Here is a 20018-nt window from a genome sequence, read left to right on the forward strand (position 1 = left end):
TGAAGGACAGCGCGCGCGTAAGAAAAACGTGTGGGTTCTCTTATTTCAGTACCCGTTAGCGAGGTTCCCGGAATGGTTAAACGTCCATACGTAGCGAGTGCGTTGGCGCTGGCGTTTGCAGTGACCGGCTGTCAGGGAGGCAGCGGTCTCAACGGCGCAAACACGCTCCCGTCAACGAACTCTCCAGCAACGAATCCAGGTGATGCGGCGGCAACTAAAGTTGCTCCGGCGCGCACGCTTCTCCGCGCGGCTCCGCACGGCGTCCGCACGTACGTCTTTCTGCCGCTGCGCAATCGAAAAGAGCTCGAAGAGCTCGTCAGAGAGCAGAGCAGCAAAGATTCGCCGATGTACCATCGGTTTCTGAGCGTCGCGCAGTTCCGCGCGAAGTACGGACCCACCGCGTCCGATCTGCAGACTGCGGCGCGCGCATTGCAAAGTAAAGGGTTTACGGCGACGATCACGTCGCAGGGCGTGGTCGCCGACGCGCCCCGTTCCACCGTGGAGCGCGTGTTCGCGCTGCATTTGAAGCCGCGCACCGGCGTGGAGGGCATGAAAGTCACGCCGCTGATAGCCGATCGGCTGCCGACGGTTCCGCGCGAGCTCAAGAGGATTCACGCGCAGGTGGCGGCATTCGCACCGGTACCGGTGATGAAGCCAATGTTCGCGATGGTCAGTAAGAAGCCGATCGCGCCGCAGAACCGTTACGGCCCGAGCGAACCTTTCTATTGGTACGACGATCTCAAGCAGGCGTACACGTATCCCTCGTATACGAGCGAGAACGGCGCCGGCAGAACGATAGCCATCGTAGCGGCCAGCGACTTCCTCGACTCCGACGTCGCCGCTTACTTCGGCCACGAGGGCCTAGCTGTACCGAACATCGTTCGTCGCCCGGTCGACGGGGGCGGAGCACCGTTCAACATCAACAGCGGTACCTCGGACGAAGTCTCGCTCGACGTGCAGCAGTCGGCAGGCTCCGCTCCGGGTGCGACCGTGATGGTATATGAAGCGCCCGACGCGACCTTCTTCCCGTCGTTCGCCGATATGTATACCGCAATCGACGAAGACAACCAGGCCGACGTCGTGAGTACGTCGTTCGGACTCTGCGAGCTGTTCTTCACGGCCGCCTATAACGGCGGTCAAGACTTAACCGGGCCATACCTCGGATTCTTCCACGATCTCTTCTTGCAAGGTAACGCGCAAGGGATCACGTTCGCGGAAGCGTCCGGCGACAACGGCGCGCAAGGCGGCGATTGCACCGATGTGAGCGGCGCCAACGCAACGTTCGGCGTCTCGGCGTGGGCCAACGACCCCAACGTCACCGGCGTCGGCGGCACCAATCTCGTAACGTCGTCGATCCCCGGTTCGCTGCAATCGACGTACGTGAGCGAGAACGCGTACCACGACAATTTCCTACCCGGAGACGGATTCGCCAACGGCGCGATCTGGGGATCCGGCGGCGGCGTCAGCACGATCTGGACGAAGCCCGCATACCAGAACATCGTGAAGACGGGATCGAAAATGCGTACCGTTCCGGACCTTGCAATGATGATGGGCGGCTGTCCGGGCGGATCGGCTCCCCCGTGCGGAACGAGCGCGGTTGCGTCGCAACGCAGCGCCTTCGTAACCGCACTAGCGGGCGGCCTGTATCTCTTCATCGGAACCAGCGGAGCGTCTCCTGAGTTTGCCGGATTGCAGGCAATCCAAGACCAGACTCTCGGCGGCCGGGCAGGCAACGTGAATCAGCTGATCTACGTGCTTGCAGTTGCGGGGCACAACGGTCCGCGTCCCGTCTTCCATAGCAACATCCCCGGCAATAACGGCTATCCGTCGACGCCGGGCTACAACTACGTCGTCGGTAACGGAACGCCGTACGGATCGCGTTACGCGCTCAGTCCGTTCGGCCCGCTAGCCGGCGATCCGCAAACTTCATCGAACCCATAACGCTCGCGTAGGAGAGAGCTAAGGAAAACGGCGCTCGGTTAACCCCGAGCGCCGTTCCCGTTATTGACATTCCGGCTGGGATAATATATAACTAAATGGTTATATGAACGCGACAGCCACCCTCGACTCGGTATTCTCCGCTCTCGGCGATCCCACGCGGCGCCGAATCGTCGAGCGCTTGGCGCGAGGCCGGCAGACGATCTCCGAAGTGTCCACCGGGTTTGCGATGTCGCAGCCGGCCATCTCCAAGCACGTGAAGATCCTCGAGCAGTCGGGGCTCATCGCGCGAGAGGTGACGGGCCGCGTTCACCACTTACGGCTAACGCCCAAAGCGATGGAAACCGCGTCGTCGTGGATCGAAACGCAACGCAAGTTCTGGAACGCGGCGCTCGATCGGCTCGATGCCTACCTTCAAGAATCTGCTGAAAAGGAAGAGAACCAATGACGACCTTCGAGTTGACCAAACCGGCCCCGACGTCGCTGGTGGTGCGGCGAACGTTTAACGCATCCGTCGACCGCGTCTTCGACGCCTGGCTCTCGCCCGACGTCATGCGCGCCTTCCTCGTCGGCGAAGCCAAAGTGCTCGACGTTACGGTCGACCCGCGCGTCGGCGGCACGTATCGCATTACGTGGGATACGCCCAACGGCGTGTGGTACGTCGGCGGCGTCTACCGGGAGATCGTCAAGAACGAGCGCATCGCGTGCACCTGGACGTGGGAAGAAGACGATCCCGCCGAGGTACACGAGTCTCTCCTCGAGCTCGATTTTCGATCGCTGGGCCCCAAGCAAACCGAACTCGTGCTTACGCACACCAAACTGCGCGATGAAGAGTCGCGCGACGGTCACGCCAAAGGCTGGTCGCAAATCGTCGAAAATCTCGCAAACGTGCTCGAATAAACGAGGCCGTCATGTGTCCGGAATGTTCTGCTACCGCGTTCATGGTGATCGCGGGCCTGTTCCTCGCACCCTGGCGCACGCTGCTTTCCGCACTCTTCACTATCAGGAGTCTGAAAAATGTCCACTAACACCGTATCGCGACATCACGTCGCCACGCGCGAACAATGGCTCGAGCAGCGCCTGCAGCTGCTCAAAGAAGAAAAGGAGCTGACGCGCCGCGGCGACGAGCTCGCCCGCCGGCGTCGCGAACTCCCGTGGGTCCGCATCGACAAAGAGTACCGCTTCGAAACGCCGGACGGCAGCAAGACGCTCGCCGAACTGTTCGACGGATGCTCGCAGCTGCTCGTTTACCACTTCATGTTCGGACCGGATTGGGATGAAGCGTGTAAGAGCTGCTCGTTCTGGATCGACAACGTCAACGGCGTCGACGTTCATCTGCGTCATCGTGACGTGCGCGCACTCGCGATCTCGCACGCACCGCTGCCGAAGCTCGAAGCGTACAAGAAACGCATGGGCTGGAGCTTCCCCTTCGCGTCGTCGTACGGCAGCGACTTCAACTACGACTTCGGCGTCTCGTTCGATCCCAAAGACCTCGACGGCGGCGTCGTCTACAACTACGTGAAGCAAAAAGAGCTCAACGAAGAGATGCCCGGCGTCAGCGCGTTTGTGAAAACCGATGACGGCAGCGTCTATCACACGTATTCGGCGTTCGGACGTGGTTTGGACCGGATCAACGGCGCGTATCAGTTGCTCGACCTTACACCCAAGGGACGTGACGAAGACGGGCTGGAGTGGCCGATGGAGTGGCTGCGCCGCCAGGACCAGTACTAAAGTACGGCGGCGGTCGTCCTTGGACGGATTCTGGACGACGGTCGCGGTAAACTCAACCTATGCCTCGCTTGTTATTTGGCGCACTTAGCGTCTGCTGCGTGGTTGCAATGCTCGCCGGCTGCAGTGCGTCGTCACGTGGCCTCACCGCCAACGACGCCCTGCCCGCCGTAGCGGCCCCGCCCGCGGCCTCGGCTCAAACTACGCACCCGGCGCCGTCGCGCCACCGAAAGGCGAAAGTTAGCTTGCGCGTCACGGTGCCGAGGCATCGCGCGCACTTTATTTCGTCGTCGACGAAGGGCATGAAGTTTGCACTCACCGGTCACGCGAGCCGGACTTTCGTCTTCGGTTTGACGCCCGCGTCGAACCCGAACTGCAGCGTGAAAAGCAGCGCGACAACTTGCACACTTTCGCTGCAGCTCGACGCCGGAACCTACGCGATGAACGTCACGACGTACGATGCCCCGCCATCGGGCAATACGTTCCCGGGCAGCGCCAAGGTCGTCGCCACGGCCCAGAACGTACCGGCGAAAATACGGGCCGGTAAACTCAATACCATCGACGTCAGCGTCGACGGCGTGCCCGCGTCGTTTTCCATTACCGGCGTGCCGAACGCAACGGCGGGAACGGCGTTCGTTTCGCCGCAAGCGTTTACCGTCGTCGCGAAGGACGCCGGCGGCGCGACGATCGTCGGAACCTACGGTAACCCCGTGATGGTCAGCTCTTCCGATGTTTACAAGGCGGCGACGATCGCGACGAGCGGCGCCGACAGTCCGCCTGCGGGCGAATTGATGAGCTCGAGCGATACCGCTAAACTGAACTACACGGGGCTTTCCATCGTGCCGGCGACGATTACCGCGAGCGCGACGGGTGCGAGTAACGCAACGGCAACGTTTACGCCCTCGCTGCAGCCGATCAACTTCACGGGCAGCGATACCTTGAACGCCTCGTTCACCGGCGTCGATCTCTATGCAACCAACAGCACAGGATCGAGCGAAGCGTTTACGGCGACCGAAGCCGGCTGGACCAACGCACCGTTCAGCCGGAATATCAAGGTCAACGGAACCTGCGCCTTCGCAACCGTTGCCCCCACCGAAGGTACCTCATTTACCGCGACCATCAAGTCAAATCCGTACGGTTATGGGACCAACGAGTGCGCCCTAACCCTCACCGGCGGCGGCCAAAGTTTGCAGCTGCCGATGTATTTCACCATTTACAATTGGACGAACGCAGAGCAGACGATCGTCGTGCCCGCCAACGTTACGCACATGACCATCACGGCGGCCGGCGGCCAAGGCGGAGCCGGCATCGCCGGAACGACGAGCGGCGGTAACGGCGGTGCGATAACGGCGACCGTTCCGGTAACGCCGGCGGAAACGCTCGCGTTATATGTGGCCAGCCTTGGCGGCGAGGGTTGGATGATCGCAGACCACAGCGATCAATCCCCGGTGCGCGGATATAACGGTGGCGGGGGTACGGGCGCGTCGGTAACGACGGGCGGCGCGGGCGGCGGTGCTTCCGACGTCCGCGAAGGCGGAACCGCACTCGCCAATCGCATCATCGTCGGTGGCGGCGGCGGCGGCGGCGGATCGCCGAGCAGCGGCGCAAACGGCGGCAACGGCGGCAATATTGCCGGCGCCGGCGGTACTGCTTCAGGCGGAACGCCCGGGACCGGCGGTTACGGCGCTGACACAACGCCGGAAGGTGGGCAGGCGGGAACCGATTACGGCAGCTGCATTTCGGACCCGCAAGCCGGGCAGTTGGGCGTCGGCGGAAGCTTGTTGTCAGGCTGCACCGTGGGCGGCGGCGCGGGCGGCGGCGGCTATTACGGCGGCGGTGCCGGCGGCAGCGGAGGCACCGGTGGCGGGGGCGGCGGCGGCGGAACGTCGTGGGTCGAGAACACCGCGACCAACGTCACGTATTCCGACGGCTCGCACCAAAACAACGGAGTTATCGTCCTGATCTTCTAACGAGGGGGCGGGTTAGCTCGTCTCCTTTGCGAACCGCGTCAGTGCGGGAATCGACGGAATCACGTAATAGGCACCGGTGAGCGGCGTCGTGTAGCGCGTAATCGCGTCGCGAACGCCGTCCTCGGTGCCGGCCATGCGTTCGAGCATCCGCTGCAGCCGCTGTTGCTCGCAGCTGAATCCAACGAACGTGGTACCGTAATCGACGACGTCGCCGTAGGGCACGTTGCGCCGGAAGATGTCGAGCTCGACGTCGTCAACGATATCCTTCGCTCGCGAAACGTGCGAATCGTCCGCCGCGCGATCGCCTTCGAGCTCGATGCTCTCGAGTTTGGTGCGTCCCATCGCGGCCTCTTGCTGTGCGTCGGAGAGCGCAAACCACGACTCTTGATGGCTCCACTTTTGAAAGAGCAGAATGCTGGCGCCCGCGCCCGTGCGATCGGCCGGAACGATCGCAATATCTGGTGCCTCCATCAGCGACGGGTTTTCGGTGCCGTCTTCGAAGCCCGTAAGATCGCGGCTATGCCGGTATGCCCAGCCGCTGAGTTGTCGCTCGAGCGACGCGAGCGGGGCGAGTTCCAGCATCACGCGACGGCCTTCGTCCCACACGATGTCGTACGACGCGGCTGCGAGCCACACCCACAAATCCGCTTGCGTTGCCGGCATCGTAAAGCCGTCGGGTCCCACGATCGGCGCGTCGAATCCGCGTGCGTCCGAAGGCGTGTCGCCGGGTGCAACCTCGCGCCAGAGTTCCGGCCGGAATCCGACGACGAGATTCATGCCGCCTACCGTGGTTCGCGGCTCGTGGAAGCTGGCAGCCGCTTCCACCAGCACGCATGCCGGGACGTCAGGTCGTTTCGAAAACTCCAGAAACAGATGCGCGGCATCGCCCAGCGCGAAAATGCCCGTTTGCGGAAAGCTCATCGCGCCCGAGGTTCTTCGCGTACGATGCCGTATCCGTTGCTCGATGAGCTCGACTCAGCTCCCGCTGCTCGCACCCAGCGAAGAAGTATTTCCCACGCTCACCGACGCGCAGATCGAGCGCGTCGAGCGTCACGGCCGCCGCAGAAGCGTGGCCGCGGGCGAAGTGCTGATCGAACCTGGTGAGACGTCGAGACCGTTTTTCGTGATCCTCGAAGGTGAGATCGAGGCGGTGCTGCCCAACGCGCTGGATCGGCCCGTCGTTACGGTCGGCGGTCACGGCCAGTTCACGGGCGAGATCAACACGCTCACCGGGCGCAGCGCGATCGTGCGAATTCGAGTCTCGAAGCCGGGCGAGTTCATCGAGCTCGATCGCAATCAAATGATGACGCTCGTGCAGACCGATGCCGAGATCGGCGAGATCATCATGCGCGCGTTCATTTTGCGCCGGCTCGGTTTCGTCCGCGCGGGTGTCGGCGACGTCGTGCTGATCGGATCGGTGCATTCCGCCGATACCGTCCGCATCAAAGAGTTCTTGATGCGCAACGGCCACCCGTATAACTATCTCGATCTCGAGCGCGACGCCGAAGTCGAACAGCTCATGAAGACGTTTCAGGTCAGTGCAACCGAGATTCCGGTGGTGATCTGTCGCGGTAAGACGGTCTTGCGAAATCCGTCGAACCACGAGCTAGCGCAATGCTTGGGATTCAACGAGTCGATCGACCGCAAGCATATTCGCGATCTCGTCGTGATCGGCGCGGGCCCGGCAGGTTTGGCCGCGGCGGTCTACGGCGCGTCGGAAGGCCTCGACGTGCTGGTAATCGAGACCAATGCGCCCGGCGGGCAGGCCGGTTCGAGCTCGCGGATCGAAAATTATCTGGGATTTCCGACCGGCGTGTCGGGACAGGAACTCGCAGCGCGCGCCTTCACGCAAGCCGAGAAGTTCGGGGCCGAGATCTTGACCGACAAAGCGCTGCGTCTGCACTGTGAACGCCAGCCATATCGCGTCCTGCTCGAAAGTGAAGAGGAGGTTCGCGCGCGGGCCATCGTGATAGCGGGCGGAGCGCAATATCGCAAACCGTCGCTCGAGAACTTAGAGCGGTTCGAAAATCTTGGCGTGTACTACGGCGCGACCAGGATCGAAGCGCAACTCTGCGCCGACGACGAAGTCATCGTCGTCGGCGGCGGGAACTCTGCCGGTCAGGCAGCAGTCTACCTTTCCGGAACCGCGAAGCGCGTCTACGTGCTCGTCCGCGGAGCAGGACTTGCCGAAAGCATGTCGCGCTATCTCAGCCGCCGTATCGAGGAGACACCGAACATCGAGCTCAAGACGCGCACTGAGATCGTGGCACTGCACGGCAGCGATAGACTCGAACGGGTCGTCTGGAAAAATACCGAAACCGGCGCGAGCGAAGAGCGTGCGATCGAGCACGTCTTCATGATGACCGGTGCGGCACCATTGACGTCGTGGCTCGACGGTTGCGTGGCGCTCGATGAAAGAGGCTTCGTGAAGACCGGTATGGATCTGACGGCCGAAGATCTCGTCGCCGCGCATTGGCCGCTCGTGCGCCGCCCGTTTATTTTCGAAACCAGCCTCCCCGGCGTCTTTGCAGTAGGCGACGTGCGCGGCAATAGCGTCAAGCGCGTTGCGTCGGCGGTGGGCGAAGGCTCGGTCGCGATCTCGTTCGTGCACCAGTTCCTCGCCCAGTAGCCGCTACTTCACGACGTCGCGCGTCTGGCCGCGCGCTTGGTACAGCGCCCAGTGCTTCTCTGCGATGACCGCAGGATCGACGGCGCCGCCGTCGGCTCCGGGCGTGTTTGCAATCGTGCGATACACCATCACCTCGCCGACGTAAACGCCTTCGCCCTTGAGACGTTGCGCGAGCAGCCCGACGAGCTTGTGCTTCGCTCCACTGGACAACGCGAGGCCCATCATCGCAGACGTGACTGCAGCCTGGTCCAGGTCGGACGAGATCGCGCCTAATGCACCGTTCGACACCATGATCGCACCGTTGCCGCCTTGTTTGAGATCGGGTAATGCTTCCTCGGCAGCGGCCAGCAGCCCGAAGACGGCTACGTCGAACACGCGATGTAACGCAGCCTGATCGCCCCCGAACAAGTCGCCGATTTCTAGGCCGCCGTACGCGTTCCAGTGCAACACGGTAATCGGTCCGACCTGAGAACGCGCCGTTTTCACGGCCGCGCGAATCGATGCCGGATCGCCGGCCTCGGCGGGAAACGCAAACGCGGTGATGCCCTGAGCCTTGAGCGCCGACACTCCTGCCGCGAGGCGATTCTCGTTACGCCCGACGAGTGCAACGGAGAATCCCTCCTTACCAAATTTCTCTGCCACCGCAGTTGCGGTGCCCGGACCGAAGCCCACGACCATAATCGTTTTGGACATGGAACTGCTCCCTACTTTTGTAGAACCGCTTCGACTTCGAGCTCGATGCGAACCTCATCGCCGACCACGACGCCGCCGGTTTCAAGTGCCGCGTTCCACGTGAGGCCGTAGTCTTTGCGGTTGATCGTCGTCGACGCGCGATAGCCGACGCGCTGTCCGCCCCACGGATCGGACGCATGACCTTCGAACTCGGCGTTCAGGGCCACTTCGCGCGTGACGCCGTGGATCGTCAGGTTGCCGTGAATCGTGAAGTTCGCAGGCGTGCCCTCGATGCGCGTACTGGCGAACTCAAGCGTCGGATACTTTTCGACTTCAAAAAAATCCGCCGACTTCAGATGTGTGTCGCGCTGCGGTTCACGCGTGTCGATCGTCGTTGTATCGATGCTCGCTTGGATGCTGGTCGGGACGTCGCTGCCGGGTTGAAGCTCGATCGTGCCGGACACGCCCGAGAAGCGCCCACGAACGCGGGTAATCATCAGGTGACGGACGACGAACTCGGCCGACGTGTGGCCGGGATCGAGACTGTAAAAGGCGGCCTTTTCGACTGCTTGGGTGCTCATTGCGCTCTCCTTGCCGCTTGTCTTGGGCGGCGCGGTGTGGTAGTGTTATGTAAGTAACTTTTCCATACCGACAAACTAAATACAAGTAGGCACCCGAAAGTGGTATAGGCACCAAATGGAAACCGCCCTCCTCCCACGCCCGAAGTTCGAACGGGACTGTCCGATTCGACTGGTCATCGACCGCATCGCCGACAAGTGGACCGTTCTGATGATGAGTCTGCTCTCCGACGGCAAGCCGCACCGGTTTAACGAGCTGCGCCGCAACGTCGAGGGCATCTCGCAGAAGATGCTTACGCAGACGCTGCGCGACTTAGAGCGTGACGGCCTCGTCACACGCACGCTCTATCCTCAAGTTCCGCCTCGGGTCGAGTACGCGCTCACGCCGCTGGGCGTAACGCTCTGCGATCCCATACAGCGGCTCGGCGAGTGGGCGATCGCGCACGTCGACGAGATCAAAAGCGCGCAGGCAAAGTTCGACGCGCGATAGTTACTCGGCGGAAACGGTGATCTCGAGCAGCCTGAACCCTCCACGCTCGATGGAAAATGCCATGGAGTTCAGTTCGCTTCGCTCGAGCACGCCGAGCGTCTCCCAGCCGCGCCGCTCGCTGTTGTATTCACGGAGCGTACCTCGAAGCGGCAGCAAATTTTCGTCCGAGATTTGAACGGGAGCGTAGATCGTCTCGGACCCGGTATTTCCAACGAGCAGAATGAGATCGCTATCTCGCCGGAGCGCAACACCAATCGTGTCTTTGGCGTAGATCCTGACCTCGTCGGACACATCGGTCGCATACACCTCGGTGCGCCAATCGGAGTCGATGGCACAGGTTGCATAAACGCACGGTCCCTCAGCTTCGCGGACGATGAAATATGAGAACCGTTGCCCGTGATAGGGAACGTCGCGCAAGGCAACCCAGTTCCAGCCCGCCGGCATGAGCGGATTCACTCGCGGCGCTCCCGGCAGCAGCACCAAGCCGCAGAGACCTTCTACGGCCGCCCACAAGAAGCGCGGCGGCTCCCACGGCGAGAGACGCATGCCGCGATTGGCTAAGCTTTCTCCGTCGAACCACTCGCTAAACTGGCCGGGCACCGTATTGTTCCGCTGCGGATCGACGCCGTAATGTTCAAACGACGACCGCAAAGCGCGGACCATGGAGTGCGGATGGTATCGCGCGGCCGCGAAAGCGTACCACCACGTCAGGCCGGGCCAAACGCCGCCCATTAGACCCGAGTTTGCCGCCGGATCGAAGCGTGGATCGAGACGCGAGACCGTTCTGAGTCCCGCAGGCGTCCAAAAGTCGGGCGAGTTCAGACGGCTGATGATGCGAAAGGCGGTGTCCTCCGAACACGCTCGCATGATAACCGGAAAGATTTCGTCACCGGTTACATCCGTGCGCGGGCAGCCGTCGACGTCGACGTTGAGATAGTAAAGTCCGTTCCGGGGATTGATGAGATGAGCGTCCATCGCGCTTCTGATTCGTTCCGAAGCGTCGGCGAACGCGGTTCGCTCCGCTTCACGCCCGAGCTCCTCGGCCAGATGCGCCGCGTCGCGCAACGCAGCCACGCACTCGGCGTTGATTTCCGTGACGGCACCGCTGATGCGATAGCCGCTCACGATGTTTCGCCAGCCCGCGATGGCCCAGACGTTGCCGCGAGGATCGTCGGCGGAGCAAAAAACCAGGCCCCGATCGTCGACTTGAGAGATGATGTACTGCGCCGCGCGCGCGACGGCGGGGTACGTCGTGCTCAGCCAATCCCAATCGCCCGTAGCGCGAAAATGATGGTTGACGGCGAGAATATAGAGCGGCGTGTCGTCGTTGATGTTTAAACCGTCGTCTTCAACCCTGCCGGTGATAGCGTCGAAGTATTCCGGCATTTTACCGTTCGGGTATTGGCGCTCCGCGATGTTATCGAGCAATCGGCGAGAAAACGACGGCAAGAAATGGTCGTTACCGTAAACGAACCAAGCTGCATCGCGGGTGACGACGTTCGCGTACGTTCCCGGATCGTTGGTGAAAGCCTGACCCGTCGGGTAGGAGGCCATGACGCGGCGCATGTTCACCTTACTCCACAGCGCTCCCTGATTGACCACCTGATCGGGCGTGAGTACCCGAGAGCTGCGTAATATCTCTTTAAGGGAATCGACGGTGCGTTCGAGCGCGTCGTCGGCACTCGGTATTCCGGCAAATCGTTGCAGTGCATCCGGCTCGCCGGAGCCGTAGACGCCGATTGCAAACCAAAACCGGCGGGATTCGCCGGGTGCAAGTGCGAGATCCCATTGGAGCCTACCGATAAGATCGCCCGTTGCCGAAGTAATACCATCTAGAGCGTCTTGATACGACGTGTCGTACGACCGCGCGTAGTCGGAATCGGCGGCGAAGCGCGTGGGTGGCTCGGATGCGCCGAAAACTCGAACCCAGTCGGGATTTCCGGCGTTGTATCCGATTAACGCGCGAGCAGCCTCGTCGTATCGCACGACGACGTCGGCGGTCGTGCTTCCGCAGAGCATGGCCGAGGCAATAACGCGCAGATCGTGCTTAATGACGTCCCGATTCTCGAGTTCGACCATCACGTAGACCACCGGCTGGTCGTCGCCGGGCTCACCCTTCGCCAAGGGAAGAAACGTCGTCTCGACGACGTCGATGATCTCGATAAGGGAGAAACGCACGCGTTGATAAGCGGGATGAATCTCCAGCATGCGCGGTTCGGCAGCAAAGATCCCCGAGAAGAACGTATCTGCCTTTTCCGGCCGGCCGGTATAGCGAACGTTAACCGTGCCGACGAGCGACTCTGCGATCGAGTTGAGAAAGATTCGCTCGATCGCGCCATCGCCTTTAGTCTGAATCCAAACCGCGCTGTTGCCTAGGCTCGCGCCCATCGCAAGTTGCGAGCCGGCAATGCTAAACGACTCCATTGCGGACGGTCATTCCCCGTCTACAAAGACGTAAACTGCGCCGGCCTATACCTTCTGTAGGTTTCGGGCACCGGCGATGAGTTCGGTGTACCTCGCCAGACGCGCGCCCTGATGGCGCGCGGCCGCCAAGACTTCCTGGGAGACCGAACCGTCCTGCGATGCGGTGTTGCTCGTGCCGTATGGGTTGCCGCCCGCGGCGTAGACCGTCGCATCGGTGTACCCAACCGGTATGATGATCGCGCCCCAGTGATAGAATACGTTGTTGAGCGCGAGAATCGTGCTCTCTTGACCACCGTGCGGGTTCATGGCTCCGCTAAACGACGTCACCGCCTTGTCGCGCAAGGCGCCTTTTTGCCAGAGCGATCCCGTAGTGTCGATGAACTGCTTGAGCTGCGCCGCCGGGCCGCCGAAGCGGGTCGGCGTCCCGAACGCAAACCCGTCTGCCCACTCCAGATCTTCCAACGTCGCCTCCGGCACGTGCTGCGTCGCGGCACGGTGTTCGCGCCAGCCCTCCTGCGTTGCGATCACCTCGTCGGGCGCCAGCTCGCGGACCTTGCGCAGCCGCGTTTGCGCCCCCGCGGATTGCGCGCCGTCTTCGACGGATTTCGCCATCAGATACGTGTGACCGTAGGCGCTGTAGTAGATGATCGCAACGTTTGCCACGAGTAACCCTCCCTAAGCCGGTTGTAACAGCGGATTGAGTTTGGACCGATACCGCCAGGCTACGACAAACCAGAGCACGGTGGCTACAAGCGGCATCGGAATTAAGGCGGCGGGCCACATCGTGACGTGGAAAGCCAAGATATTGGCGATGACTGCGGCCAGCATGACTAGCGCCAGCGGCACGAAGCGATTGATGACCAGCATCACGCCGGAAATCAGTTGGACGCCGAAGATGAAGTAGGCGAAGTGCGTCTGGACCATCGCTCCGAAGAAGGTCCCGGCCTCTTGCGGGATCGACGGCGGGCTCGGAATGAACGGCACGAAGTCGTTGAGCCCGAACGCGATGAACATCAACCCCAACAGGGTGCGTGCAATGGTGTAAAGTGCGTTTTTCACGGCTAAATCTCCATAAGGCCGCCTGCTTGGTCTTGTTCTGATCTTCTCGACAACTGTTGCCTAATCGGCCTATGTCGGGTATAATACAGATGTCGGGAAACCTCGTCAACCGACAAAAGGGCGAAAGTGTCGCTTAACCGACGAGAACGGAAAACTGATGGCTACCAACGCAATCGCGCAAGAGCAGCGGACCGACCCGCGGGTGACGCGCACGCAGAAGCTCATTCGCGATGCGCTTAAATCGCTGCTCGCCGAGAAGAGCTTTGAATCGACCAGCGTGCAAGACATCGCCGAGCGTGCGACGGTCAACCGAGCGACGTTTTACGCGCATTTCGCGGACAAGTTCGCGCTGCTCGATGCGATCATCCGCGACGACGTCGCCGCCAAACTTTCCGAAGGCAATCCGCTCAACGAAGCGGATACGCGCGAATTATTGCACGCGGTCGGTACGAACGTCTTCGGTTTCGTCGGACAGCACCGTGCGTGCAAGATCGACCGCGATTTCGAGCCGCAGTTCGAGAGTGCCATCGAGGCGCAGCTCGCTGAGCTCCTCATGCCGGTCTTCGACCATTGCACCGCGCTGCTGATTGCGTCGGCCCTCGCCGGAGCCGCGATGAGCTGGCGCCATCAAGCGCCCAAGACGGATCCCGGTCCAATCGTTAGCAACATCGTCGGCATACTCGTCGAGGGGGTAGAGAAGCATAGGGCTCCGGCGTAGCTACTCCTCGAGATCGGGTTGGCCGGTCGCGTCGAGAACCGAAATCTCGACCGATTGCAAGTCGAAGACCCGTTGCAGTCGCCGGAGCACGGTGTTATCGATTTTCCCCCGCGCGCGAAGCTCGATGAGCTTCGCGCGCTGTGCTTCGAGCAGCTCGCGTTGTGCTTCGCGAAACAGGGTCGTCTTGAGCGTTCCGCGTGCCGAGATGGCGCCGTCGCCGAACTCTTCTACGCGCGTCTGGAGCCTGCGGCGGTGCAGATCCAGGATTTCCTGGGGGTATTTACCGCTCTGCCGTAACCGTTCTAAGCAATCCAGTCCGGCGTGCGCTGTCGCGCGCAGCGCCAGTCGCTCTTCACGCGTGGCTTCGCCGTCGTCTTTGATGTGTAGCCGGCGAATGATCCACGGCAAGGTGCCGCCCTGCCCGATCAAGGTCACGAGCAAGACGATAAAGGTCAGAAAAATCAATAGGTCGCGGTAAGGAAACGGACCCGCAACGGTTTCGAGCGGGATCGCAAGTGCTGCCGCTAGCGACACGCCTCCGCGCATTCCCGTCCACGCCAGCAGGGCGACGTGCGACCAGTCCGGCTTCCCGCGAGCGTGCTCGGGTTCGTTCGTAATCGGCAACAGGCCCTGAGCGAACGTCCAGACCAGCCGCGTAACGACGCATGCGCCGGCGACCGCGACGCTCCACCACGTCAGCTCGGCGAACGAGTAATGTAAAGACGAAACGATCGAGTGAAAGCGAATGCCCACCTCGGTGAAGATGAAGGCGTTCAAGAGAAAAACGACCGTCGTCCAAAACCCCGTCAGCAGTTCCCGCGCGCGCGGCTGCAGCAGGTTCGGGGTGAAATGGCTGAGCACGAGGCCTGAAGTTACGGTCGCGAGTACGCCCGACGCGCCGATGTAATACGCCGGCAGATAGGAAAGGAACGGCACCAGTACCGAGATCGTAGCCTGAAGCGTGTCCTCTTTGAGGGCGCGCCACGCGACAACCGCGACCCCGGCGGCCGCGGCGCCCAGGATCACCGACTCGGCGACCGTCACGACTAACGCGCCTGCCGTATGCACGAACGAGAATGATGCGCCGACGACCGCGGCAATCCCGACGCCGTAGAGAATCAGCGAGGTCGCATCGTTGACGAGACTTTCGCCTTCGATCGTTCCTATGAGGTGTCGCGGAACGTTGAGCTCGTCGGCGATTGCCGCAAAGGCAACTTCGTCGGTTGACGAGACGATTGCCCCGAGCACGAAGGCGACGCCCCAGCCCATTGCGGGAATGACGGCATGGGCGATGACGGCCACTACGACCGTCGTGACGATGACGAGGCCGAACGCCATTTGGAAAATCCAAATGGCGCTCGAGCGGAACTCGCTCGTCGGTGCGGTCAGGCTCTCCCAATAGAGCAGCGGCGGGAGGAACACGACCAACACGAGGTCGGGCGGCAGCGGAAACGTCGGCACGCCCGGGATATATCCGATCACCATCCCGCCGAGCACCAGCACGATCGGGTAGGCGACGTTGATCCGGTTCGCAATCGTTACCAGGACGACGATTGCGATTCCGACGACGATCAGTGCGGCCACGCCTAGGTTCTACGAGAAGGCGCCGCGCAAGGCCCCTGGAAAGAGGCGCCTATGCAATATTTAATCGCTGTGGCCGCTTTTTCGCTCGCCCAAGTGATGAGCGCGCCGTTTGTCGATCACCTCACCGCTTCGCCCGACGGCACGGTGCTCGTCTGGAAAACGTACGAGCGCGGTCAGTACAATCTGTACACCAACGCCGGTGGTACCGTGCACCGCGTGACGCCGTATACGGCCGACGACGGTCTCGATATCGACGACGTGTCGGTGCTCTCGACCGACGACGCGGTGATTTACTCGCGCGGTGGCGTGAGCGACAACGGCCAAGGCGACAATATCAATCCGCTGTCTAAGCTGCCGCCGCCGGTGCGTACGGTCTACATTGCACCGCTTGGCGACGGCACGCCGGTCGCAGTCGGCGAGGGGCTCAAGGGAACCGTCTCACCCAAGAACGACACCGTCGCCTGGGTCTACAACAACAACCTCATGACGGCGCCGCTGCAGAAGAACGGCGCGACGTATACGGTCGGCAAGGCAACGCAACTCGCGATTCGCGGCACGGTGCAGGATCTCGCGTGGTCGCCCGACGGTTCGCGGATCGCCTTTACGAACAATCGCACGGATCACGCGTTCATCGTCATCTACACCCCGGCGCAAAACCGCTACGTGTACGCGACCCCGGATTTCACCAACGACGCGAGCCCGGTGTGGTCGCCGGACGGCAAGAAAGTCGCGTTCCTTCGGACGCCCGGCAACCGCAGCGACGAAAACGTGTATCTGCGGCCGGTGCGCCAGCCCTGGTCCATCTGGGTCGCCGACGCGAACACCGGCAACGCTCGCAAGATTTGGGAAGCGCACCGCGGTATGGGCGCGCAGTTCTATCAAGACGAAGGGAATCCGGAGCCGTTAGCTTGGCTGAACGACGGAACCAATATTGCGTTCTTGTGGGAGGGTGACGGCTGGTTGCATATCTACGCCGTTGCGTCGAGCGGCGGGACGGCAAAGCGCCTCACCACCGGCAACTTCGAAGTCGAAGAGTTCGTTCCGTCACTCGACAGGTCGAGCCTCTACTATGCCACCAACGAGGGCGCCATCGATTGGCGTCACATCTGGGAAGTCGGCCTGAGCGCGCAGCCGCATCAAGTGACCGGTGGGGCGCCGTTCAATCAGTGGAGTCCGACGCCGCTGACGCAACATCGCTTGGCTTACGTTCGCGCGAGCTACAACGTTCCGCCGGTCGTGATGATCGGCGACCAAGCGCTCACGGCCAACCTCACGCCTTCCGAATTTCCCGCGAACGATTTGGTACAGCCGGAGCTCGTGACGTTCAAAGCCCCCGACGGCTTGACGATTCACGGTCAGCTCTTCGTGCCGCGCACCGCAGGCCCGCATCCCGGCATCATCTTCGATCACGGTGGTCCGGTTCGCCAGATGCTGGCCGGCTTCCATTACATGGATGCCTATACGTTCTTGTACGAGGAGAATCAGTATCTTACCAACCTCGGTTTCGAGGTGTTGTCGGTGAACTATCGCAGCGGCGTCATGTACGGACACGACTTCCGCAATCCGCCGAAGTGCTGCTGGTGGGGCTCGTCGGAGTATCAGGACGTCGTTGCGGGCGCGCACTTCTTGCAGAAGCAGCCGGGCGTCGACGCCAAACGCATCGGGATCTACGGCCTCTCATACGGCGGGTTGCTCACGGCGCTCGGCCTCGCGCGCAACTCCGACATCTTCAAGGCCGGCGCCGACATCGCAGGCGTGCATAACTGGGCGTTCGACATCGACGTGGGCTACGGCAAGCCGACCGGTACGCCCGCACAGCGCAAGGTTGCCTACGATGCGTCCGCGGTGGCATCGCTTGACAAGTGGACGTCGCCGGTGCTCATCTCCCAAGGGGACGACGATCGCAACGTCCCGTTTGCGGAAGGGATCGATATGGCGACGCGGCTGCGCGACAAGGGCGTGCACGTCGAAACGCTGGTGTTTCCGAACGAAACGCACGAGAACCAAGTTTGGGCCGATCTGGTTCGGCGCTACAACGCCGTGGCCGATTTCTTAGTGCGAATGCTGCACTAACGGTACCCTGACCCCTCGGGGAGAAACCGATGCGGCGGTTAGGGTGTCCATGGCTGTTAGCACCATGAAACCGTTGCAATCGATCGCCGCGACCGCGGCACTCGCTTTCGGAGCCCTCCTCGCAACCGTCACCGCGGCATCAGCCGCAAGGGAGAAGCCGCCTGTCGTCGCCATAGCCGATCGCGGCGCTCCGGTCGAAAACGTCTCCATCGAGACCTATGGCTTCGTAAAGCCCGAGGTGGCGATGCGCTATCTCGCGCTCCACAAGGGCGATCCGTTGACGCAGAGCGGCGTCGATCGGGATTACCACAACTTGGTGACGCTCGGAGGGGTGCGGACGCGCCTGCAAATCTCGCGCGATGCAGCAACCGGCGGCGTAATGCTGCATTGGATCGTCATGGGTAAGTGGCTCGAACCGACCGACCACCCGTTTTACGCCGATCAGCCGCTCTCGTTTCCGATCGAAGGCCTCGGGTGGATCGCATCGTCGCCACAGCTCGACGACAGCGGGTCGCAGGTCTCGTCGGTCTCGCAGCTCGCGCTGCGCGCCGATCTGCTGCGCCTCGTGTACACGCGTCCGATTTCGGTCGATCCCCACGGTGGGCGCGAGTCGGATCTCATCGCAGACATCATCCAAGGGCGCGGTGTTTTTCGTCAGAGCGCGCCCGTGGCCGTGAACGTCTTTAGCTGGTTTAGTGGCGCCGAAGCGCTCTACCTCAACCGCGGTACCGACGGTAACCAGTACGAAATCGGGTTACGCGAAGGGCGATCCACCAGCGATCACTCCACCTATATTACCGCGCCTTCGATCTACGAGACGTTCTATCGGCCGTCGCGAACGAACGCCTTGGAGTTCGGATTCTCCCACGCGTGCCTCGTACCGCCGACGCAGTGGCATCCGCCTTACTGCGACATGCAGTATCGCGTCGAAGCGTTTGACGGTTTCGGCGGTTTCGGAGCGACGAACGAGTACCAGCTCTATATTGCCGATATCGCGCGGTACTTCCGCGTCGGCCAGTCCACGTTCGTGTTGCACGGAGGGATCTACCGCACGGGCGGCGTCGTCGCGAGCAGCGGTTTGATCTGCGCGACCGGTCTTCACGGCTACGCAAAAGGGACGTGCGGTACCGATGCCAACGTCGTGCAAGGCGAGTATCGTTTCGCCGACGCACAGCCCGGAAACGTGAAGTTCTTTCTCTTCGAAGAAGCGGCCTCGAGCCGCGTGCGCGAGGGGTCGCAATACTTTGCGCCGCCAAACTTCGTTTGGCGCACCGACACCGGCGGCGGGATCATGTATAAGGGCGTCCGCCTCGATCTCGCATACGGCAATCAAGGTGGGCGCTTGACGTACGAGCTGCAGGGACAACTGTTTTAAGGGCGCGGGACCTGCACGATCAGCGCCTGCTGATAGTTGTCGGAATAGCTGAGGTTGAGGACGTCGTAGGTAAATCTCCCCGAGTTCGGTGAGTCGATGGTGACGGACATCTCGGCCATCGGATGCTCGACGTCTTGCGAATCCCAAAGCGCGGCGAACTCCGGCTCCGTGCGTAACGCTTCGAGCAGCGCGGCGTAACGATCGTCGGCCAAGTTCCGTCCCCAGGATAGCCGGAACATTGCGACCAGCCTGCGCGCGAACGCCGGCCACGAATCGCCCAGCGGCGCGCGCATGCGCTCGTCGACGAAATAGCGCAGCACAATGTTAAATGGCGGATTGCCGGGCTTCTCGATGTCCCAGACTCTGCTATACTCCTCGTTCCAATCCAACACGTCCCAGGCGCGCCCGATCACGTACGCCGGCGCGTGTATCCAGCGATGCAGCGCCTCGCGAACGATCGGGTCGACCGTAACCGGTTCGGTGTGGCCCGAAATGCGTTCCGCCAAGCCTTGCAAATGCGCTCGCTCCGCGTCGCTTAACCGCAGTGCGCGCGCAATGCTCTCAACGACCTCGCTCGACACGCCGCGGGCCGTCCCGGTTTCGAACATCGTATACCACGTGAGGCCGACACCCGCGAGCGCGGCAACTTCTTCGCGCCGTAGGCCGGGAACGCGCCGCCGGCCGCCCGACTGTAATCCGACCTCTTCGGGCCGAATCCGAGCGCGGCGCCCTTGCAAGAACTGCCGCAACTCCGTGCGGCGCAGCTCCTCGTCGCTCACC

18 protein-coding genes are annotated in these 20018 nt (G+C 61.9%); 10 read left to right on the forward strand and 8 right to left on the reverse strand.

Annotated features, from left to right (window positions below):
- Positions 1 to 72 precede the first annotated feature (72 nt).
- From VGG89_04745 to VGG89_04765, 5 genes are all read left to right on the forward strand, one after another.
- Entirely contained in the window at positions 73 to 1941 is a 1869-nt protein-coding gene (locus VGG89_04745; GenBank protein HEY1975824.1) for a S53 family serine peptidase, read from the forward strand.
- Positions 1942 to 2044: 103 nt separating this feature from the next.
- On the forward strand, positions 2045 to 2386 hold the full coding sequence (locus tag VGG89_04750; protein ID HEY1975825.1) for a metalloregulator ArsR/SmtB family transcription factor: 342 nt from the start codon (positions 2045 to 2047) through the stop codon (positions 2384 to 2386).
- A complete protein-coding gene (locus tag VGG89_04755) occupies positions 2383 to 2838 on the forward strand; it encodes an SRPBCC domain-containing protein (GenBank protein ID HEY1975826.1) in 456 nt (151 codons plus the stop codon). The genes VGG89_04750 and VGG89_04755 overlap by 4 nt, the downstream gene beginning before the upstream one ends.
- A 117-nt stretch (positions 2839 to 2955) precedes the next feature.
- A complete protein-coding gene (locus VGG89_04760) occupies positions 2956 to 3669 on the forward strand; it encodes a thioredoxin family protein (GenBank protein HEY1975827.1) in 714 nt (237 codons plus the stop codon).
- Between the two features lie 299 nt (positions 3670 to 3968).
- The gene (locus VGG89_04765; protein ID HEY1975828.1) at positions 3969 to 5636 is read left to right on the forward strand and encodes a glycine-rich protein; all 1668 of its coding nucleotides are present in this window, start codon (positions 3969 to 3971) and stop codon (positions 5634 to 5636) included.
- 12 nt (positions 5637 to 5648) lie between these two features.
- Here the strand turns inward: VGG89_04765 and VGG89_04770 are convergent, their stop codons facing one another.
- Complete coding sequence (locus VGG89_04770) at positions 5649 to 6557, reverse strand: Dyp-type peroxidase (GenBank protein HEY1975829.1); 909 nt, start codon at positions 6555 to 6557, stop codon at positions 5649 to 5651.
- A 43-nt stretch (positions 6558 to 6600) separates the two neighbouring features.
- Between VGG89_04770 and VGG89_04775 the strand changes: the two genes are divergently transcribed.
- Positions 6601 to 8265, forward strand: coding sequence for an FAD-dependent oxidoreductase (locus VGG89_04775; GenBank protein ID HEY1975830.1), 1665 nt, complete (start codon positions 6601 to 6603; stop codon positions 8263 to 8265).
- Between the two features lie 3 nt (positions 8266 to 8268).
- Here the strand turns inward: VGG89_04775 and VGG89_04780 are convergent, their stop codons facing one another.
- The gene (locus VGG89_04780) at positions 8269 to 8958 is read right to left on the reverse strand and encodes an SDR family NAD(P)-dependent oxidoreductase (protein HEY1975831.1); all 690 of its coding nucleotides are present in this window, start codon (positions 8956 to 8958) and stop codon (positions 8269 to 8271) included.
- Between the two features lie 11 nt (positions 8959 to 8969).
- Positions 8970 to 9518 (reverse strand): YceI family protein, encoded by a 549-nt coding sequence (locus tag VGG89_04785; protein HEY1975832.1) that lies wholly within the window; start codon positions 9516 to 9518, stop codon positions 8970 to 8972.
- A gap of 115 nt (positions 9519 to 9633) precedes the next feature.
- Here VGG89_04785 and VGG89_04790 point away from each other — a divergent pair, with 115 nt between their 5' ends.
- Positions 9634 to 10005, forward strand: a complete 372-nt coding sequence (locus VGG89_04790; protein ID HEY1975833.1) for a helix-turn-helix domain-containing protein — start codon at positions 9634 to 9636, stop codon at positions 10003 to 10005.
- Here VGG89_04790 and VGG89_04795 read toward each other — a convergent pair whose 3' ends face one another.
- From VGG89_04795 to VGG89_04805, 3 genes are read right to left on the reverse strand one after another with little or no spacing between them, the layout of a single operon-like run.
- Positions 10006 to 12429 (reverse strand): amylo-alpha-1,6-glucosidase, encoded by a 2424-nt coding sequence (locus VGG89_04795; protein HEY1975834.1) that lies wholly within the window; start codon positions 12427 to 12429, stop codon positions 10006 to 10008. It abuts the gene before it with no gap.
- A 45-nt stretch (positions 12430 to 12474) separates the two neighbouring features.
- Complete coding sequence (wrbA, locus tag VGG89_04800) at positions 12475 to 13092, reverse strand: NAD(P)H:quinone oxidoreductase (GenBank protein HEY1975835.1); 618 nt, start codon at positions 13090 to 13092, stop codon at positions 12475 to 12477.
- Between the two features lie 12 nt (positions 13093 to 13104).
- Complete coding sequence (locus VGG89_04805) at positions 13105 to 13488, reverse strand: hypothetical protein (GenBank protein HEY1975836.1); 384 nt, start codon at positions 13486 to 13488, stop codon at positions 13105 to 13107.
- Between the two features lie 157 nt (positions 13489 to 13645).
- On the opposite strand from VGG89_04805, the gene VGG89_04810 reads away from it, so the two are divergent.
- Positions 13646 to 14206 carry a TetR/AcrR family transcriptional regulator gene (locus VGG89_04810; protein ID HEY1975837.1) on the forward strand — a complete coding sequence of 187 codons (561 nt, stop codon included), beginning with the start codon at positions 13646 to 13648 and terminating at the stop codon, positions 14204 to 14206.
- Here the strand turns inward: VGG89_04810 and VGG89_04815 are convergent, their stop codons facing one another.
- Entirely contained in the window at positions 14207 to 15790 is a 1584-nt protein-coding gene (locus VGG89_04815) for a Na+/H+ antiporter (GenBank protein ID HEY1975838.1), read from the reverse strand. It lies immediately after the preceding gene.
- Positions 15791 to 15841: 51 nt separating this feature from the next.
- Here VGG89_04815 and VGG89_04820 point away from each other — a divergent pair, with 51 nt between their 5' ends.
- Together VGG89_04820 and VGG89_04825 are read left to right on the forward strand one after the other, a co-directional pair.
- Positions 15842 to 17863: a prolyl oligopeptidase family serine peptidase gene (locus tag VGG89_04820; GenBank protein ID HEY1975839.1), complete on the forward strand. Its 2022-nt coding sequence runs from the start codon at positions 15842 to 15844 to the stop codon at positions 17861 to 17863.
- Positions 17864 to 17927: 64 nt separating this feature from the next.
- A complete protein-coding gene (locus VGG89_04825; protein HEY1975840.1) occupies positions 17928 to 19238 on the forward strand; it encodes a hypothetical protein in 1311 nt (436 codons plus the stop codon).
- On the opposite strand, the gene VGG89_04830 is transcribed toward VGG89_04825, so the two are convergent.
- Complete coding sequence (locus VGG89_04830; protein ID HEY1975841.1) at positions 19235 to 20017, reverse strand: helix-turn-helix transcriptional regulator; 783 nt, start codon at positions 20015 to 20017, stop codon at positions 19235 to 19237. The genes VGG89_04825 and VGG89_04830 overlap by 4 nt on opposite strands.
- Position 20018 lies beyond the last annotated feature (1 nt).

Source organism: Candidatus Baltobacteraceae bacterium (assembly GCA_036488875.1).
GTDB lineage: Bacteria > Vulcanimicrobiota > Vulcanimicrobiia > Vulcanimicrobiales > Vulcanimicrobiaceae > JAFAHZ01.

Bases quoted from the DNA above. Each gene is read 5' to 3' on its own strand.
- VGG89_04775 (HEY1975830.1), top strand. From the start codon at position 6,601: ATGAGCTCGACTCAGCTCCCGCTGCTCGCACCCAGCGAAGAAGTATTT.
- VGG89_04795 (HEY1975834.1), bottom strand. From the start codon at position 12,429: ATGGAGTCGTTTAGCATTGCCGGCTCGCAACTTGCGATGGGCGCGAGC.
- VGG89_04770 (HEY1975829.1), bottom strand. From the start codon at position 6,557: ATGAGCTTTCCGCAAACGGGCATTTTCGCGCTGGGCGATGCCGCGCAT.
- VGG89_04780 (HEY1975831.1), bottom strand. From the start codon at position 8,958: ATGTCCAAAACGATTATGGTCGTGGGCTTCGGTCCGGGCACCGCAACT.
- VGG89_04790 (HEY1975833.1), top strand. From the start codon at position 9,634: ATGGAAACCGCCCTCCTCCCACGCCCGAAGTTCGAACGGGACTGTCCG.
- VGG89_04765 (HEY1975828.1), top strand. From the start codon at position 3,969: ATGAAGTTTGCACTCACCGGTCACGCGAGCCGGACTTTCGTCTTCGGT.
- VGG89_04750 (HEY1975825.1), top strand. From the start codon at position 2,045: ATGAACGCGACAGCCACCCTCGACTCGGTATTCTCCGCTCTCGGCGAT.
- VGG89_04785 (HEY1975832.1), bottom strand. From the start codon at position 9,518: ATGAGCACCCAAGCAGTCGAAAAGGCCGCCTTTTACAGTCTCGATCCC.
- VGG89_04755 (HEY1975826.1), top strand. From the start codon at position 2,383: ATGACGACCTTCGAGTTGACCAAACCGGCCCCGACGTCGCTGGTGGTG.
- VGG89_04825 (HEY1975840.1), top strand. From the start codon at position 17,928: ATGAAACCGTTGCAATCGATCGCCGCGACCGCGGCACTCGCTTTCGGA.
- VGG89_04810 (HEY1975837.1), top strand. From the start codon at position 13,646: ATGGCTACCAACGCAATCGCGCAAGAGCAGCGGACCGACCCGCGGGTG.
- VGG89_04760 (HEY1975827.1), top strand. From the start codon at position 2,956: ATGTCCACTAACACCGTATCGCGACATCACGTCGCCACGCGCGAACAA.
- VGG89_04745 (HEY1975824.1), top strand. From the start codon at position 73: ATGGTTAAACGTCCATACGTAGCGAGTGCGTTGGCGCTGGCGTTTGCA.
- VGG89_04820 (HEY1975839.1), top strand. From the start codon at position 15,842: ATGCAATATTTAATCGCTGTGGCCGCTTTTTCGCTCGCCCAAGTGATG.